13 protein-coding genes are annotated in these 16,297 nt (G+C 71.7%); 7 read left to right on the plus strand and 6 right to left on the minus strand.

Going from position 1 to position 16,297, the window contains the following annotated elements:
* Positions 1-316: 316 nt before the first annotated feature.
* Positions 317-1,366: an ABC transporter ATP-binding protein gene (locus tag IH50_RS0111325; RefSeq protein WP_030860040.1), complete on the plus strand. Its 1,050-nt coding sequence runs from the start codon at positions 317-319 to the stop codon at positions 1,364-1,366.
* Between the two features lie 100 nt (positions 1,367-1,466).
* Here the strand turns inward: IH50_RS0111325 and IH50_RS0111330 are convergent, their stop codons facing one another.
* On the minus strand, positions 1,467-3,605 hold the full coding sequence (locus tag IH50_RS0111330) for an alpha/beta fold hydrolase (protein WP_030860042.1): 2,139 nt from the start codon (positions 3,603-3,605) through the stop codon (positions 1,467-1,469).
* Between the two features lie 186 nt (positions 3,606-3,791).
* Here IH50_RS0111330 and IH50_RS0111335 point away from each other — a divergent pair, with 186 nt between their 5' ends.
* Together IH50_RS0111335 and IH50_RS0111340 are read left to right on the plus strand one after the other, a co-directional pair.
* Complete coding sequence (locus IH50_RS0111335) at positions 3,792-3,986, plus strand: hypothetical protein (RefSeq protein WP_030860044.1); 195 nt, start codon at positions 3,792-3,794, stop codon at positions 3,984-3,986.
* Between the two features lie 377 nt (positions 3,987-4,363).
* The gene (locus tag IH50_RS0111340) at positions 4,364-5,791 is read left to right on the plus strand and encodes an amidase (protein WP_030860046.1); all 1,428 of its coding nucleotides are present in this window, start codon (positions 4,364-4,366) and stop codon (positions 5,789-5,791) included.
* A gap of 214 nt (positions 5,792-6,005) precedes the next feature.
* Here the strand turns inward: IH50_RS0111340 and IH50_RS0111345 are convergent, their stop codons facing one another.
* The 4 genes from IH50_RS0111345 to IH50_RS37600 all read right to left on the minus strand — a co-directional run bounded on the left by IH50_RS0111345 (position 6,006) and on the right by IH50_RS37600 (position 9,591).
* Entirely contained in the window at positions 6,006-6,950 is a 945-nt protein-coding gene (locus IH50_RS0111345) for a phosphotransferase family protein (protein ID WP_051767265.1), read from the minus strand.
* A gap of 133 nt (positions 6,951-7,083) precedes the next feature.
* Complete coding sequence (locus IH50_RS0111350; RefSeq protein ID WP_051767266.1) at positions 7,084-8,289, minus strand: MFS transporter; 1,206 nt, start codon at positions 8,287-8,289, stop codon at positions 7,084-7,086.
* A 355-nt stretch (positions 8,290-8,644) separates the two neighbouring features.
* A complete protein-coding gene (locus IH50_RS0111355) occupies positions 8,645-9,106 on the minus strand; it encodes a pyridoxamine 5'-phosphate oxidase family protein (RefSeq protein ID WP_030860052.1) in 462 nt (153 codons plus the stop codon).
* Positions 9,107-9,417: 311 nt separating this feature from the next.
* On the minus strand, positions 9,418-9,591 hold the full coding sequence (locus IH50_RS37600; protein ID WP_037872301.1) for a DUF397 domain-containing protein: 174 nt from the start codon (positions 9,589-9,591) through the stop codon (positions 9,418-9,420).
* Between IH50_RS37600 and IH50_RS39595 the strand changes: the two genes are divergently transcribed.
* Entirely contained in the window at positions 9,572-10,516 is a 945-nt protein-coding gene (locus IH50_RS39595) for a hypothetical protein (RefSeq protein WP_078913930.1), read from the plus strand. The two genes, IH50_RS37600 and IH50_RS39595, sit on opposite strands and share 20 nt — an antisense overlap.
* A gap of 144 nt (positions 10,517-10,660) precedes the next feature.
* Here the strand turns inward: IH50_RS39595 and IH50_RS0111370 are convergent, their stop codons facing one another.
* Positions 10,661-12,451, minus strand: coding sequence for a leucine-rich repeat domain-containing protein (locus IH50_RS0111370; protein ID WP_158801193.1), 1,791 nt, complete (start codon positions 12,449-12,451; stop codon positions 10,661-10,663).
* A gap of 128 nt (positions 12,452-12,579) precedes the next feature.
* Here IH50_RS0111370 and mshB point away from each other — a divergent pair, with 128 nt between their 5' ends.
* From mshB to IH50_RS0111385, 3 genes are all read left to right on the plus strand, one after another.
* Positions 12,580-13,437, plus strand: a complete 858-nt coding sequence (gene mshB, locus IH50_RS0111375; protein WP_030860058.1) for an N-acetyl-1-D-myo-inositol-2-amino-2-deoxy-alpha-D-glucopyranoside deacetylase — start codon at positions 12,580-12,582, stop codon at positions 13,435-13,437.
* Entirely contained in the window at positions 13,434-13,847 is a 414-nt protein-coding gene (locus IH50_RS0111380) for a DUF6113 family protein (protein ID WP_030860060.1), read from the plus strand. Before mshB ends, IH50_RS0111380 begins: the two co-directional genes overlap by 4 nt.
* A gap of 194 nt (positions 13,848-14,041) precedes the next feature.
* A complete protein-coding gene (locus tag IH50_RS0111385; RefSeq protein WP_030860062.1) occupies positions 14,042-16,297 on the plus strand; it encodes a hypothetical protein in 2,256 nt (751 codons plus the stop codon).

The raw sequence follows: 16,297 nt of genomic DNA on the forward strand, positions 1-16,297 counted from the left end.
TCGATTGAATCCGCCTTCATGCGGAGTCAGTTAAGGTGTCTGGCCTTTCTGATCTATTTCTCCTATCTTTCCAACAGCTTTCGGGTATGAAGTCGGGTGGTGCGGACGATGCGCGAGACAACGGCCGGCAGGTGCCTTTTTCCAGCCGGACGGCGGATCGCATGCAGCCGTTGGCGGCATGGGCCGCCCGTCGTCCGACTGCGTGTCTCCTCGAATGGTCGGACCGGACGTGCGGAACGACAGCTATCAATGGATATTGGCTGAAATGCCGAGCGGATGAGTCAGGGGACGTGACACTTCTGGAGGGAGTGCCTGAATGGCTGAGCCGGTCCTGGAGGTCAGCGGCCTGGTCAAGCACTATCCGCTGACGCGGGGTGTCGTCTTCCGCAAGCAGGTCGGCGCCGTACGGGCGGTCGACGGCGTGGACTTCACGCTCGGCCGGGGCGAGACACTGGGCATCGTCGGCGAGTCCGGCTGCGGCAAGTCCACGGTCGCGAGGATGCTGGTCAACCTCGAACGCCCGACGGCCGGTTCGATCCGCTACAAGGGCGAGGACATCACCAGGCTGTCGGGCAAGGCCCTGAAGGCCGTACGCCGCAACATCCAGATGGTCTTCCAGGACCCGTACACCTCCCTCAACCCCCGCATGACGGTGGGCGACATCGTCGGGGAGCCGTACGACATCCATCCCGAGGCGGCCCCGAAGGGCGACCGGCGCAGGAGGGTCCAGGACCTGCTGGACGTCGTCGGCCTCGACCCGGACTACGTCAACCGCTATCCGCACCAGTTCTCCGGCGGCCAGCGCCAGCGCATCGGCATCGCACGCGGCCTGGCGCTGCGTCCCGAGGTGATCGTCGCCGACGAACCGGTCTCCGCGCTGGACGTGTCGGTGCAGGCCCAGGTCGTCAACCTGATGGACCGGCTGCGAGCCGAGTTCGGTCTGGCGTACGTGTTCATCGCGCACGACCTGTCGATCGTCCGGCACCTCTCCGACCGGGTCGCGGTGATGTACCTGGGGCGGATCGTGGAGACCGGCACGGACACCGAGATCTACGAGCACCCCACGCACCCGTACACCCAGGCCCTGCTCTCCGCCGTGCCCGTACCGGACCCGGCGGCGAGGGAGCACCGCGAGCGGATCGTCCTCAGCGGGGACGTCCCCTCGCCGGCGGACGTCCCCTCCGGCTGCCGCTTCCGCACCCGCTGCCGGAAGGCGCGGGAGCGCTGCGCGCGGGAGGTGCCGGCGCTCGCGGTGCCCGCGTGGTTCCGCACGGCCGGGGGGCCGGCGGCACACGACTCGGCCTGCCACTTCGCCGAGGAGAAAGTGCTGGTACCGGTGGAGGGGTACGGCGACGGGCCGGGGTGACATGGCGCACCCCGGCCCGTTTACGGCACCCGCACGGCCGTACGCTGATCAGCGTGCCGTGTCCGTATATCGGTACCGCTTCCGTCAAGTTGCGTGTGTGTTAACGCGGTTCGTCCCCGTTTGTGAGCCCCAGTGAGCGCTTGAGGAAGCCGAGCTGGAGCCGGAGCAGGTTCTCGGCGACCTCCTCCTGCGGGGTCATGTGGGTGACACCGGACAGGGGCAGCACCTCGTGCGGGCGGCCGGCCGCCAGCAGCGCGGAGGAGAGCCGCAGGGAGTGGGCGACCACCACGTTGTCGTCCGCGAGGCCGTGGATGATCATCATCGGGCGGTGCGGTCCGGCGGCGTCGACCAGGCCCGCGTCGTCGATCACCGAGTTGCGGCGGTAGACCTCCGGCTGTTCGTCCGGGTGGCCGATGTAGCGCTCCTGGTAGTGGGTGTCGTACAGGCGCAGATCGGTGACCGGGGCGCCCACCACGGCCGCGTGGAAGACGTCGGGCCGGCGCAGGGCGGCGAGGGCCGCCAGGTAGCCGCCGAAGGACCAGCCCCGGACGGCGACCCGGTCCAGGTCGAGCGGGAAGTCGGCGGCGAGTGCCTGGAGGGCGTCCACCTGGTCCTGGACGACGAGGGCGGCGATGTCGTCCCGGACGGACTTCTCCCAGGCGGGCGAGCGGCCCGGCGTCCCGCGCCCGTCCGCGACGATCACCGCGAACCCCTGGTCGGCGAACCACTGCGAGGTCAGGTGCGGGTTGTGGGCGGCGAGCACCCGCTGCCCGTGCGGACCGCCGTAGGGATCCATGAGCACCGGCAGAGGACTGTCACCGGCGTAGTCCCGGGGCATAAGCACGGCGCACGGAATTCGGCGTGCGCCCCCCTGGGTCAGCGTCACGCGGGGGGACATACCGGGGTCTTCGGCGTACGACGGGACAGTCGCCATCGGTTTCCCGTCACGCAGCACCTGGACCCGTGAACCTGGCCGGTCCAGGACCGCCGAGACGAGTACGGTCACACCCCCGGCACGTACCGCCGAGTGCACACCGGGCTCCTGCGAGACGCGCTCCACGCCGAGTTCGTTCACCCGGTAGACGTGCACCTCACCGATCTCGGGGCCGGCCGCCTCCTCGCCCGCCGACGCCGAGACCAGCACGTCGTCGTCGGAGACGTCCAGGACGGCACGGATGTGCAACTGCGCTCCGGTGAGCGGTCGTTCACCGACGGCGAGTCGTCGCGCACCCCCCTCGTCCGCGATCCGGACCAACTGCCCGGAAGGGCTCCAGCACGGCACCCCGGGGAAAAGTTCCAGCCAAATCGGATCTTCGTCGGCGTGCACCATCCGGGTCGCCCCGGAGTCCGGGTCCACGGCCAGGATCAGTGCGGCGCGCTGGTCGCGCGCCTGGACCAGCAGCAGCGGGGCACCCGCCGCTGACCAGTGCACATGCGCCAGATACGGGTAGCGCGCCCGGTCCCAGGAGACCTCGGTGCGCGCTCCGTCGAGGTCGATCACGAACAGCCGGACGTCCGCGTTCGGGGTGCCCGCCGCCGGGTACGCCACCCGCTGCGGCTCCCGTTCCGGATGTGCCGGGTCGGAGATCCACCAGCGCCGTACCGGCGTGTCGTCCACGCGCGCCACCAGCAGCCGGTCCGACTCCGGAGCCCACCAGAAGCCCCGCGAGCGGCCCATCTCCTCGGCCGCGACGAACTCGGCCAGACCGTAGATGACGTTCTCCGACTCCGGGGTGGCGAGGGCCCGTTCGTCCGTCCCTTCGGCCCCCACGACGCGCAGCGCGCCCCGGGAGGCGTAGGCGACGTACCGTCCGTCGGGCGACGGACGCGGGTCGATCACGGGTCCCGGTACGCGCAGTTCGCGTGCCGTCCCGGCCCGCAGTTCGGCCGTGAAAAGCCGCCCTGACAAGGCGAAAGACGCCAACTCGACGGCCGCGTCGGTGGCGTAGCCGACGATGCCGGCGCCGCCCTCACGGCTCCGCTCGCGCCGTGCGCGCTCCTCGGGAGAGAGGTTCTCGGAGGCCCCGCCCAGGAGGGCGCGCGGGTCGGCCGCCACACGTTCCCCGCCCCCTTCCGTGTCGAGGACCCAGAGCGAATTGGCCCGGTCCGTACCGGAACCGGAGCGCAGGAACACGACACGCGAGCCGTCGGGAGCCACGCTGAACGAACGCGGCGCGCCGAGGGTGAAACGGAGGGTGCGGGCGTGCCGCCGGGGGAAGGAGTCGGTCTCGGTCGTCATGCCCTGACCATATTGGCCATGCGCCCCCTTGTGCGGCTGTGCGCCGACAGATGCGCACGTACGGATAGTTATGATCGTTAGCGCATAGTGGGTATGAACCTGCTGGCTGCTGTGTCGCTTTACCTGCCCCCATGTTCCTACGTCTCCCTTACCCCCGCGCCCTGGGATCTTTGGAGGTGAACCGCCGTGGCACTCTCGATTTCGGCGGTGGTGCTGCTGGCGATCATCGTCTTCCTGCTGATCAAGAAGTCGGGCCTGAAGGCAGGGCACGCCGTGGTGTGCATGCTGCTCGGCTTCTACCTCGCCTCGTCGACGATCGCCCCGACCATCAGCGAGCTGACGACGAACATCGCGGGGATGATCGGCAGCATCAACTTCTGAGCGACCGTTCCGTCTTCCGGCCGGGTCCCGAGGCACGTCCCGGGACCCAGCCGGAGTCCACGTCCCACCCGTTCCTCCGGCATGCCCGTTTCGGTCCTGTCTTCCGGCCGGGTTCCGAGGTGTGTCGCGGGAGCCGGCGGGGGGGCGTGTCCTGCCCGCTCTTTCGGCGTGCCCGTTTCCGTCCTGCCTTCCGCCGGGCCCCGAGGCGCGTTCTGGGGTGCGGCTGGAGTCCCGTCCCGGACTCCGTGGGCGGTTGGGGCGGGGCCTCTCGGGGGACGGTGGACCGGCCGACTCGTGCTTGACGGCCCCTCGCCTGTTACTCGCGGGTAGGGAATGATGGCGGGCACTCATCCACGCGTTCAGGGGCGGAGCCGACGGTGACGACTTCCGAAGAACAGAGCGAGGCGCGGACCAGGGTGCACGTCTTCCGGGACGACGCCCTCGGCGACCACGACGCGGTCGGCCTCGCCCGCGCGATCCGCCGGCGCGAGGTCGGCGCCGCCGAGGCGGCCCGGGACGCGGCGGCCCGGGTCAAGGCCGTAGAGCCCCGGCTCAACGCGGTCCAGACGCACCTCGACGTCCCGGCACACGGCTCCGACTCCGGTGGCCTCCTGGCCGGGGTGCCGACCTTCGTGAAGGACAACACCGACTACCAGGGACTGCCGACGGGCCATGGAAGCGCCGCGTTCGCACCCCGCGCCGCCCGGCGGCACGCCCCGTTCGTCCGCCAGTTCCTGAGCACCGGCGTCACGGTGCTCGGCAAGACCCGGCTGCCCGAGTTCGGCTTCAGCCCCACCACGGAGTACGAGGACGCCGAGCCCGTCCGCAACCCGTGGCACACGGGCCGTTCGGCGGGCGGCTCGTCCGGCGGCAGCGCGGCGCTCGTCGCCGCCGGAGCGGTCCCGATCGCGCACGCCAACGACGGCGGCGGATCGATCCGCATCCCCGCCGCCTGCTGCGGCCTGGTCGGCCTGAAGCCCACCCGCGGCCGGATGGTGGCGAACGAGCAGGGCCGCCGACTGCCCGTCGACCTCGTCGTCGACGGCGTCGTGAGCCGCTCGGTGCGCGACAGCGCGGCGTTCCTGGCCGCCGCGGAGAAGCACTGGCGCAACCCGAAGCTGCCGCCCGTCGGCCTCGTCGAGGGCCCCTCGGAGCGCCGCCTGCGCATCGGATTCCTGCTGGACTCCCCGAACGGTGTCCGCTCCGACGCGGACACCCGGGCGGCGGTGACGGAGACGGCCGAGCGCCTGGAACGGCTCGGCCACACCGTGGAACCGGTGGAACTCTCCATCGACCCGCACTTCACGGACGACTTCCTCACGTACTGGGGCCTGCTGTCGTTCCTGATCGGCGTCACCGGCAGAACGCTGGGCGCGGACTTCGACCGCCGCCGCATGGACGGGCTGAGCCGGGGCCTGCGCGAGACGTACGTGAGGGCCTGGCGGACCACGCCGGCCGTACTGCGCCGGCTGAAGCGCACACGTGAGGCGTACGCGGCGGGGTTCCGCGGCCTCGACCTGATCCTCTCCCCGGTCCTGGCCCACACCACCCCGCCGATAGGCCACTTGAGCCCGACCGTCCCGTACGCCACGCTGATCGAACGGCTCCTGAACTACGTGGCGTTCACCCCGGTCGACAACGTCGTCGGCACACCGTCGCTCTCACTGCCGTCCGCGAGCACGACACCGGACGGACTGCCCATCGGCGTCATGTTCTCCGCCCGCCCGGGCGCCGAACGCACGCTGCTGGAGCTGGCGTTCGCCCTGGAGGCGGACCGGCCGTTCCGGCGACTCCGGGACGTCTGAGGGGGTGCCCTCTGTCTTTGGGCAAGCCATCTCAGGGGCTGACACGTCAAGCGTCGCCTGATGGGCTTGTGGATCACGAGGTGAACCCGTCGTACCCCTGTGATCCCGGCTCGCCCGGAAGACGGGTGATGCGAACGCGGCCGACTCGTCGTACGCCCCGGGTGACCGGCAGCATGACGGCCCGTGCCCTTGGCCGCAGGCCGCCGGTCCCGCTTCAGGCACAGCGCGCGAAGAGCGCCTGAAGGTATTCCTCCAGCCGCCTGGTCAGCAGGGTGGGGGTCAGATCGGCACGGCCCACCTCTCGCCATGGGACGGCGACCTTCTCCGCCTCCGGAGCGAAGGCCAAGGCGTCCAGCAGGCGCCAGTAGAGATGAGAAGCGGAATCCTCGGCCAGCGTCCCTCCCGCCGCGACATAGAGGTCCGCGAACCGCATGCCCGCGGAAACCCCGTGCAGCAGGGCGAGGGCCGTCGAGCAATGGGCTACGTCCAGGTCTGCCGGCCCCCACGAGGTCTCCACCCAGTCGACGACGCCGCTGACCCGCAGCCCGTCGCCGTCGCCTGTGAAGAGGACATTGCCGGGATGGAAGTCCCGGTGCAGGAAACAGGCCCGGTGGGCCGGGGGCTCGCGGCGGATCACGTCCACGGCCCATTGCCACAGCTCAGGCCGCTCGGTGTCTTCGGGCAGGCTCACCCGCTCGGAAGAGGTCCACGCCTGATACGCGCGCGGTCGTGTCTCCGCGGTCACCGACACCTGGTGGATACGCAGCAGTTGGCGGGCCAGTAGTTCGGCACGCCGGTCGGCCCCCTTGTCGCTCAGGCGCACGGTCCCGGGCAACAGGGACATCAGCAAGGAGGGGTGATCGCAGTACTGCGCTGTCGCGTCCACGGCCACCAGCGCGGCCGCGGGTACATCCGTGCCGCCGAGCAGACGCAGAACGGCTGCCTCGCGGTTCAGCAGGCCCTCCGCGTGCCGGACGAAGAAGGGCTTGACGAAGGACCGCAGGACCAGCGCGCGTCGACCTGCCGGCCCACAGACGTCCAGACGGCGCATCTCCGACGTCCAACCGCCGCGCAACCGCACGGCATCCTCGATGTGCTCCGCCTCGGTGAGTCCCTTCTCCACCCAGGCACGCGTCGCATCCCAGCCGTCCGCAACCATGGCGGCAGGCTGATCAGTTCGCCCGACGGATGCCTTCGGCCACCCCACTGCGGAGCCATGGAAAAGACACCTCAAGCGCATAAGAGCCAGGATCGGGGCCGGTGTTCTGCCGGGGCTGCCCGTGTCGAGTGCGTCAGGTGCTCGGAGTGCTGACCGGGTCCAATCGGGGTGGAAGACCGGTTCGGTCCTTGCGAAGCGGGCCGGAGGTCAATCCCAGCAGCCCTGCGCCGACGAGCATGGTGGCGCAGGCGGCAGTCACGACTGTCGGACCTTCGAGGTCTGCGAGTGTGCCGAGGAGGTTGTTCATGAGCAGCAGAGCGAGACTCTGGACGAGTACGAGTACGGCCTGCACACGAGACAGGTGGCTTTCAGGAGTCGCTGTGAGGATCAGCGGCGCGATGTGGGCGGAGAACATCCCGTTCCCGATGCCGATCACCAGGGAAGCGGCCGTCGCTTCCGCCACGCCGGGCGCGAGTGCGAGTGCGAGTACTCCCAGCCCGGCAAGCACCAGCGCGCTTGCCGACAGGAGCCCCGGCCGGCCCATCGGTCCACGCTTCACGACAACCGCGGTGACCGCCACCATGCCGACTCCTTGCGCTCCTATCGCGAGCCCGGTGGCTCCCGCGCCCCACTGCTCCTGGCGTGCGAGAAGGGGGAGGAGCAAGGGGAGTACAGGGAGCAGAAAGCCGGCTGCGGCTCCGGTGAGGCACAGCCCCGGTCGCAGCACGGGATGGGAGAACGCCACGCGCACACCGTCCATCGCGTCCTTGAGGAGACTGGACGCCCTTGTGGGCGGCACGTGGTGGCGTGGCCGGACGACGACGAGCACGGTGAGGGTGAGGGCGAAGGTGACGGCGTTGACCAGAGCAGCGCCTGCCAGTCCGGCGAGGCCGACGAGTACGCCGCCGAGCGGACCGCCTCCCATGTTGACGACCTGGCCGCCGATCTGCCGGAGAGACAGTGCGCGGGGGAGCTGCTCCTTCTCCACCAAGCGGCGAGGCATGGATCCGGAGGCCGGCAGGTAGAAGGCGTCGACGACACCGACGGCTATACCCGCTGTGATGAGCAGGACGGGCGGGGCTCCCAGGTGGTAGGCGACCGCGGCCAGGACGAGAGAGAAGGCCAGCATCGCCGCGTCACCCGCGATCAGTACGCGGCGCGCGCTGAATCGATCGCTGACCGCGCCACCGAGGAGCAGGAGAAGGACGCGGGGAAGCGTGATGGCGCTCAGAGTCAGTCCTGCGACCGTGCCGCCGTGCTCGCTGGCGGCCCAGCCGAGGGCGAAGTAGAAAACCGAGTTGCCTGCCAGGGACACCAGGATCCCGGCCAGCCACAGCATGTAGGAGCGGGGTAACCGGCCCTTGTCCCGCGGCTCGCCAGGTGCTTGGCGCGAGGCGACTGCGTGGGTCGTGGTGGAGGGTTTCGAGAGGCTCTCGTCAGGAGCTGACACCGAGCACCCCCGACTTGGTCCGACCGGGGATTGAGATCACGGACCGTACGGTCTCAGACGGCACTGACACTGGGACTGTCGCGTGTGTGGCGCAGCGCTACTGGGCGGGCCGACTTCCGCTTGTACCGCCGTGAGGTCAGCTGTCGACCCCATGACCTCACGATCTCGTGTCAGGTGTTCTGGTGCTCCAGCCGTAGATCGTGAGTTTGCTGGTGGGGAGAGGGGCGTCGGTCAGCGACGGCCGTTACTCCAGCCACGTCCCGTCGCGCATGATCACTCTGCCGCGTAGTTCCGGTTCGCCGCGCCAAGCGCGCACGCTCCTCGGCACCACACGCACGTACAGAAAGGAACCTTCCTCCGTACGCGGGTCCCACCCGAACTTGGCGGCGAACGCCTCGGCCGCGTCTTCGGGCACGTCCTGGTCCGAGAAGCATTCCGCCTCACCCTGGAGAAGCACCACGTCGAGGGTGTCCGGCAGCGCCAGGCGCACGCGCGGCTCCTCGCGGACGTTCCGCGCGGTCGCGGTAGTGGCACTGGTGCACACCCACACCGCTCGCCCGTCCCACAGGAACCACAGCGGCACCTGGTGCGGCCCGTGATCGGGATGTGCTGTCGACACCCATACATCCCGTTCGGTGGCGAGCCGTTCCAGAGTGTCGCGCCTACGCTCCGCCGCCTGGCGGCGGACGATCCCCGTGGTCTGCATGGGTGCCGACCTTAACCAGCAGGCTCAGGACACGCATGAGGCGAGGGACCTACGCCCGGCGACTGATGAACCTCTCAGCCTCCGTTCCGGAACGGCCGGTACAGGTCGACGACGAAAACCGTGAGCATCTTGGCCCTTACTGTCTTCAGCCTGCTCGTTTGAGCGTCTGGATGACGTTGCTCTGCCCACTGCTCACGCTTTCGGCGAAGTGGGGCTTCTCCGGCGGCGGGGCGTCACGGCAAGGTGACGCCGACCGGGGACCTTCGGCCTGTTCCGCGTCCCCGGCCAAGCTCCGTAAGCGGCCCGCTGGATCAGCCCTCGACCGCGTACGGCAGGAAACCGGCCCACGCGGCGGGGGCGAAGGCCAGCCGGGGGCCTTCGACGTTCTTCGAGTCGCGGACGTGGACGGTGCCGGGCTCAGCCGCGATCTCCACGCACGAGTCGCCCTCACTGCCGCTGCTGTAGCTGCTCTCGCTCCTCGCCATCGGGCTCGGCGTACACCTCCAGTCGCTGCCCGAGGGCTCCTCGGGCGACATCAAGAGCCTCAGCGCCCGGTTCCCCGAGGGGGCCACCCGTATCGCCGCCACCCTGCGCGAGCTGGAGCTCCACGGCTACCTGCGCCGCGAATGCGTCCGCACCTCCACCGGCCGCCTCGTGACCCGCACGATCTCGTGCAACCAGCCGACCGCGGCCCGCCCGCACCCCGAGGCCCCCTCCCGGGCCGTCGACCGGCCGGGACCCTCGGCAGCGGCGGAACCACAGCCGCACCCGCACCCGCAGGAGCCCTGCGAAGAGCGCGCACCACAGCAGACGCGTGAGCGGCGTGCACCGCAGGAGGCCTGTGAAGAGCGCGGACCGCAGGAGACGAGGGAGCGGCGTGCACCGCAGGAGGCCTGTGAAGAGCGCGGACCGCAGGAGACGAGGGAGCGGCGCGCACCGCAGGAGGTCTGCGAAGGGCGCGGACCGCAGGAGACACGTGAGCGGCGCGCGCCCCGCAAACCTCTCCCCGCCGTACCGCGCCCCGCGTGCAACGTCCCCGCGCTGTTCCGGGCCGCCACCGATCTCCTCGCGGACCTCCACCGCCACGAGCCCCGGCTGCTCCTCTCCACCGGTGACGCGGCCCACCTGGCCCCCGGCGTCGCCGCCTGGCTGGAGCGGGACGTCACCCCCGCCGCCGTACGCCGCGCGCTGACCGCCGACCTGCCGCCTGAGGGCGTACGCCGTCCCGCCGCCTTCCTGGCCCACCGCCTCGCCGCCCAGCTCCCGCCCCCGCCCCCGTTCCGTGCGTCGGCCGCCCCGCCGGCCGTACGGCACCCCCTGCAGAACTGCGACGGCTGCGACCGCGCCTTCCGCGCACCCCACCCCGGCCGCTGCCGCGCCTGCCGGACCGGCCTCCAGGAGGCCGCCTAGCATGAACGTGACGATCCTTGCCCCTGGGCACAGACGACGAGGAGCGGGCGCCATGACCATCGCATCCGACGACATGCGACGGAGCGCCTCCCAAGGGACGTGCTCAGGGCCGGGTGATCGATTCCGAGGGGGACGCCCGGAGGGTCAGGGTTTCGGGACGGTCACCCCGCGGGCCGTGAGTTCGGCCACGAGGGGGTGGGGCGGGTCCTGACGGGTACGGAGACTCATCCGCAAGGGCACCCTGGCGGTCTTCAGGGACGGCAGTTCGAACAGGGCGGTGCAGTCCTCGAGGGCGTAGCAGTGGGAGAGGTCGATCCTGACGAGGCCGGGCATGCCGGTCACGGCGCCGATGTCCTCCAGCTCGGTCAGATGGGCGACGTCCAGGGTGCGGAGCTGCTTCTGGCCCGCCAGGCGGGAGAGGTCCTTCCAGGACATGTGACCCACCGCGAGCTTCTCGAAGGGCCCGGCGGGGATGTCCGTCACCCGTGAGCACTCCGAGAGGTACAGGGTCCGCAGCCCCTCGCACGTGCCCAGGGCGCGCAGCGACTTCAGGGCCGGCAGCCGGCGGAGGACCACCTCGGACGCCGGGGAGCCGGCCAGGCCGTCGACGTTCCCGAGGGCGTGGCATTCGTCCACGTACAGCTTGTCCAGTGACGGGAGGCCGCCGAGGTGGTCGAGGTCGGTCAGGGAGGGGCAGTTCTCGATGCGCAGCTTGCACAGTGCGGGCAGGCCGCCGAGGTCACCGGGGGAGCGCAGCAGGCGGCACCCGCTGACCTGCAACTCGGTCAGGCGGGGGAGGCTGCCCAGAGCCTCCAGACTGTGCAGCCGGTTGCACCCGACGACGTACAGGCGTTCGAGGCGGGGCAGGGTGGCGAGGGCGGAGAAGTCCCTCAGCGCGGCGCAGTCCTCGAGGCTCACCGACACCAGGGTGGCGAGTTCCTTGGCGTCCTCGAGAGACGTGATCCGCTCGCACCCGCGGATCGTCAGTGAACTCATCCGCGTCAGGTGGGACACCGCGCTCACGTCGGTCAGTTCGGGGCAGCCCTCGATGCGGACCCTCTGGAGGTGGGGGTGCGCGCCGAGTCCGTCGACCGTCCTCAGCCGGGGGCAGTCCTCGATCACCAGGCGGCTGAGGGCGGTCAGCGCGTCGATGCCCCGCAGACTGCGCAGTTGGCCGCAGTTGCGCAGGTCCAGCTCGGTGACCGCGGGGACGTCGTGCAGCCCGGCCAGGTCACGGATGCCGGTCCAGCCGAGGTCGAGGACGGTGAGCCGGGTCAGCCCGGACAACTGCCGTGTGTCCTTGAAGGACCGGCAGCCGCGGAGTGTCAGCTTCTCCAGAACGGGGAACGCCGCGTCGAACCCCTGAGTGGAACGCACCCTGGTCATGCTCAGGTCCAGCTCACGCAGCCGGCTCAGCGTCAGCAGCGGTGTGACGTCCTCCACGGTCCGGCACCGGCGCAGGCCGAGCCGGGTCAGTGCGGTGAGGCGGCCCAGGGGTGCGAGGTCCTCGACGCCCGTGCAGCCGTTCAGGTCGAGACCGGTCAGTCCGGTGAGGGCGCCGAGTTCGGTGAGGTCCGTCACCTCCTTGCAGCGGTCGATCTCCAGCGTGCGGAGCGTGGTGAGGTGGCGCAGGCCCCGGAGCGACGTCATGCGGCGCAGCCGCAGCCCGGTCCGTTCCTCCTGGGCGAAGGCCGGGGCGAGCAGATGCTCGCAGAAGCCGTCCGGGTCGGCGGCCGTCGGCCATAACCGCAGCAGCGCGTCGGAGCTGTACGCGGCGGTCGGTGTGAACCGGGCGGCCAGTTCGAGCGCCTCCCCGCCGTCGCTGATCAAGACGAGTTCCCGGATGGCCTTGCGGGCGCCGGCCTGCTTCGCAAGGCCCAAGTGGCTGCGATATTCGTCGAGTTGTGCGGTGGATCCGTGGGTGTCCGAGGTCATGGGGCGGACAGTAGGGGAGGAAGGTGACCACGCCGTGTCCGCGGCCCGCCCGACGGGAGGGGCGGAACAGAATGACGGGCGTCCGGGGTGCGGGCGTGGAGGGCCCCGCGCCTCATAGGGTGGAACCCATGACGGAACTCCCCGACCGGCGTCTGCTGCTGGTGCACGCCCACCCGGACGACGAGTCGATCAACAACGGCGCGACCATGGCGCGGTACGCCGCCGAGGGCGCCCATGTGACGCTGGTCACCTGCACGCTCGGTGAGCGGGGCGAGGTCATCCCGCCCGGACTGAGGCACCTGAGCGGGGCCGCCCTCGGCGGACACCGGCTCGGGGAGCTGAAGGACGCGATGCGGGCGCTGGGGGTCGAGGACGTCCGGCTGCTCGGCGGGGCCGGGCGGTACTGCGACTCCGGGATGATGGGGCTCCCCGACAACGACGACCCCGGCTGCTTCTGGCAGGCCGACGTCGACCGGGCGGCGGGGCTGCTCGCCGAGGTGATCCTCGAGATCCGCCCCCAGGTCCTCGTCACCTACGACGACGACGGCGGTTACGGCCACCCCGACCACATCCAGGCCCACCGCGTCGCCATGCGCGCCGTCGAGCTCGCCGCCGACGGAGGGTGGGACATCCCCAAGGTCTACTGGAACCGGGTGCCCCGCTCCGTCGCCGAGCAGGCCTTCGCCCGCCTCGACGGCGACCTGCCCGGCCTGCCCTTCGAGAAGGCGGCCGCCGTCGGCGACGTACCGGGTGTCGTCGACGACGAGCAGATCACCACCGCGATCGACGGCACCGCGTACGCCGCCGCCAAGGCCGCTGCGATGCGCGCCCACGCCACCCAGATCACCGTGGCCGAACCGTACTTCGTGCTCTCCAACGAACTCGCCCAGCCGCTCTTCACCACCGAGTACTACGAGCTGGTGCGCGGCGGGCGTCCCGGAGAGCGGGAGGGCGACCTGTTCGCCGGGATCGGGGAGGCGCCGTGAGCGACCGGTCGCCCTCCGTGCTCGCCCAGCCGCTGCGACCGCCCTCCGCGGGGCGGGTCGTCGCCTGCCTGGGGCTGTTCCTGCTCGGCGCCGTGGTCGGTACGGCCGGGGCGCTGGTGCAGCCCGCGTGGTTCCCCGGCGGGCTGCTGCTCGCCCTCGCCGCCGAGGCGGGGCTGGTCCTGGGGGCCACCCGCGCGCTCCGCAGCCGGGCCGGGGGCGGCTGGGCCGCCGGCGGCTGGACCCTCGTCGTCATCCTGCTCACCACCAGCCGCCCGGAAGGCGACTTCCTGTTCGCCGCGGGCGGCGGCTCCTATCTCTTCCTCCTCGGCGGCATCGCCGTGGCTGTGATCTGCGCCACCCTCTTCTCCGGACGGCAACCGGACGGCCCTCCCGCCCGACTTGGCAAGTGACGTACCACTTCGCCACGTCACGGGCGTGCGGGTCCGGTGTGGGTTTCCCCGGCGGTACTGGGATACGGGCCGGACAGGGCCAGTAAGGTGGTGCGCGCCGCCGAGCCTCCCTCGAACCCTCGGCTTCGCCCGAGCTGGGAGGACTCCCACCGTGAGGTCGTGACGGGCGGCGGAGCCAACCGGGAGAACCTGCCTTGAGTCGTGAAACTGACACTCCGTCCTCCGGGCCCGACGGGCGCGGCGGAGCCGCCTACCCGTCGGGCACGCCGCCCTACGGGATTCCGGCGATTCCGGACGCGGGTACGGACGCGGGCCGTTCGGCCGCGCGGCCGGAGGAACGCAAGACCGAGACCACGCTGACCACGCGGGTCCGCATCAACATCCCCGGATCGCGGCCCATTCCGCCGGTCGTCGTCCGCAAGCCCGTCGCGGACGCGGAGGGCAAGAGCGGCACCACCGACGCCGAGGCGGCGGCGCCGTCCCCGGCTCCGGCCGCCGACGTGGCCGAGTCTCCCGCCCAGCCCGCACAGCCCGACGGGTCCGACCGGCCGGCGGCCGAGGAGAAGCCGGCCAGCGACTGGTTCGCGCCGCGCAAGTCGGGCGGGGGCAAGGGCGGTCCGGCCGGCGGCTCCGCCAACGGCGCGGGCGCGCCGAGCGGTTCGGGCCCCGCCGCGGGCGGCGCCCCGAAGGCCCCTTCCGCGCCCGGTGGCGCGCGGCCGGGCGGCGGCGTCGGCTCCACGGGCGCGCCGGGCGGTTCCCTTCCCGGCGGCACGCGGGGCTCCGGACCCACCGGCGCGACCGGTGCGACCGGCGGACCCGTGGCCCCCGGGCACGGTGGCGGCACCGGCTCCTTCGACGTGACCGAGGCACTGGCCGCCGGGCCCGCGGGCCCCGGCACCCGTCCGGGGACGGGGCACGGCGACGAGCCGCGCCGCGACGACCTGCCGTTCTTCGCGGACGAGGCGCCCCGGCCCGGCCGGCGCGGCCCGCAGGGCCCCACGGGCCCGACCACCGGGCCGGCGACCGGCTCGAGTCCGGTCGCCCGCCAGACGGGCAAGGGCTCCGGCGCTCCCGCCGTCCCCGGCGGTTCGGGCCTCCCCGCCCTCCCGGTCCGCCCCGGTGCCCAGTCCGGTCAGGCGGGTCAGGCGGGTCAGGCGGGCCGGAGTGCCCCCGCACGCCCGGCACGCCCCGGCGCCCAGGCGTCCCAGGGCGCCCCCGCCGGCTTCACCGGCCAGGGCGGCGGCCCCGGCGCCCCCGGCGGCGGTCTGAGCGACGACACCGCGATCCTCACCCCGCAGCGGCCCGCCCAGCCCGGCACCCCGGGCTACGGCCCCCGCCACGACAACGTCTCCGGGCACACCGTCACCAGCGGCATCCCGGTCGTCCCGCCGGGCGCGGACTTCAACGCCCCCGGCACCCCGGCCGACGGCCCGCGGCCGCACACGCCCCCGAAGCTGCCCGAGCCGGTCTCCACGCCCCCGGCGAGCTCCTCGAAGCCGGCGAAGAAGAAGGGGCGCAACAAGCTCGTCCTGCTCTGCGGCTGCGTGGTCCTCCTCGCCGGTGTCGCCTACGGCGCCGGACTGCTGATGAACCGCTCCGACGTCCCGAAGGGCACCACCGTGCTCGGCGTCGACATCGGCGGCGGCACCCGCGACGAGGCCGTGAAGAAGCTCGACGCGGCCCTCGACGACCGGCTGAACCAGCCGCTGAAGCTGTCGGTCGGTGGTAAGACCGTCGAGCTGGAGCCGGACAACGCGGGCCTGCAGTTCGACACCGACGCCACCGTCGGCGGGGCCGCGGGCAGCGACTACAACCCGGTCAACGTGATCGGCTCCCTCATCGGCAACGAACGCGTCGTCGAGCCGGTCATGCCCGTCGACGAGGAGAAGCTGCAGGCCGCCCTGGAGGCCGCCGCGGGCGGCTCCGGCTCGATGGTCGAGGGCTCGATCAAGTTCGAGTCCGGCAAGGCCGTCCCGGTGTACCCCAAGGGCGGCCAGGGCATCGACGTCGCCAAGGCGGCCGACGTGGTGGCGGAGGCGTACCGCACCCAGGTCGAGACCGGGAAGTCCGCCACGGTGAACGTCCCGACGACCGCCCAGCAGCCGAAGGTCACCAAGGCCGAGGTCGACCGGATGATGAAGGAGTTCGCCGAGCCGGCGATGTCGGGCATCGCGACCGTGCAGACCGACGCGGCGCACTCGGTCCCGCTGAGCCCCGAGAACTCGCTGTGGAAGTTCCTCGGGGTCCAGGCCGTCGACGGCAAGCTGGCGGAGAAGCCCGACCTGAAGGCCCTGGAGGAGCTGTACGGCCAGGCGTTCGACGGGGTCCTCATCACCCGGGGCAACGGCAAGAAGACGCCGGTCACCCCCCAGGACGTCTACGGCGCCCTGCGCCTGGCGCTGACCAGCAAGACCGACCGCGTCGCCGTCATCGACACGGACCCGAGCTGA

This window comes from Streptomyces sp. NRRL S-37, from assembly GCF_000721605.1.
Classification (GTDB): Bacteria; Actinomycetota; Actinomycetes; order Streptomycetales; family Streptomycetaceae; genus Streptomyces.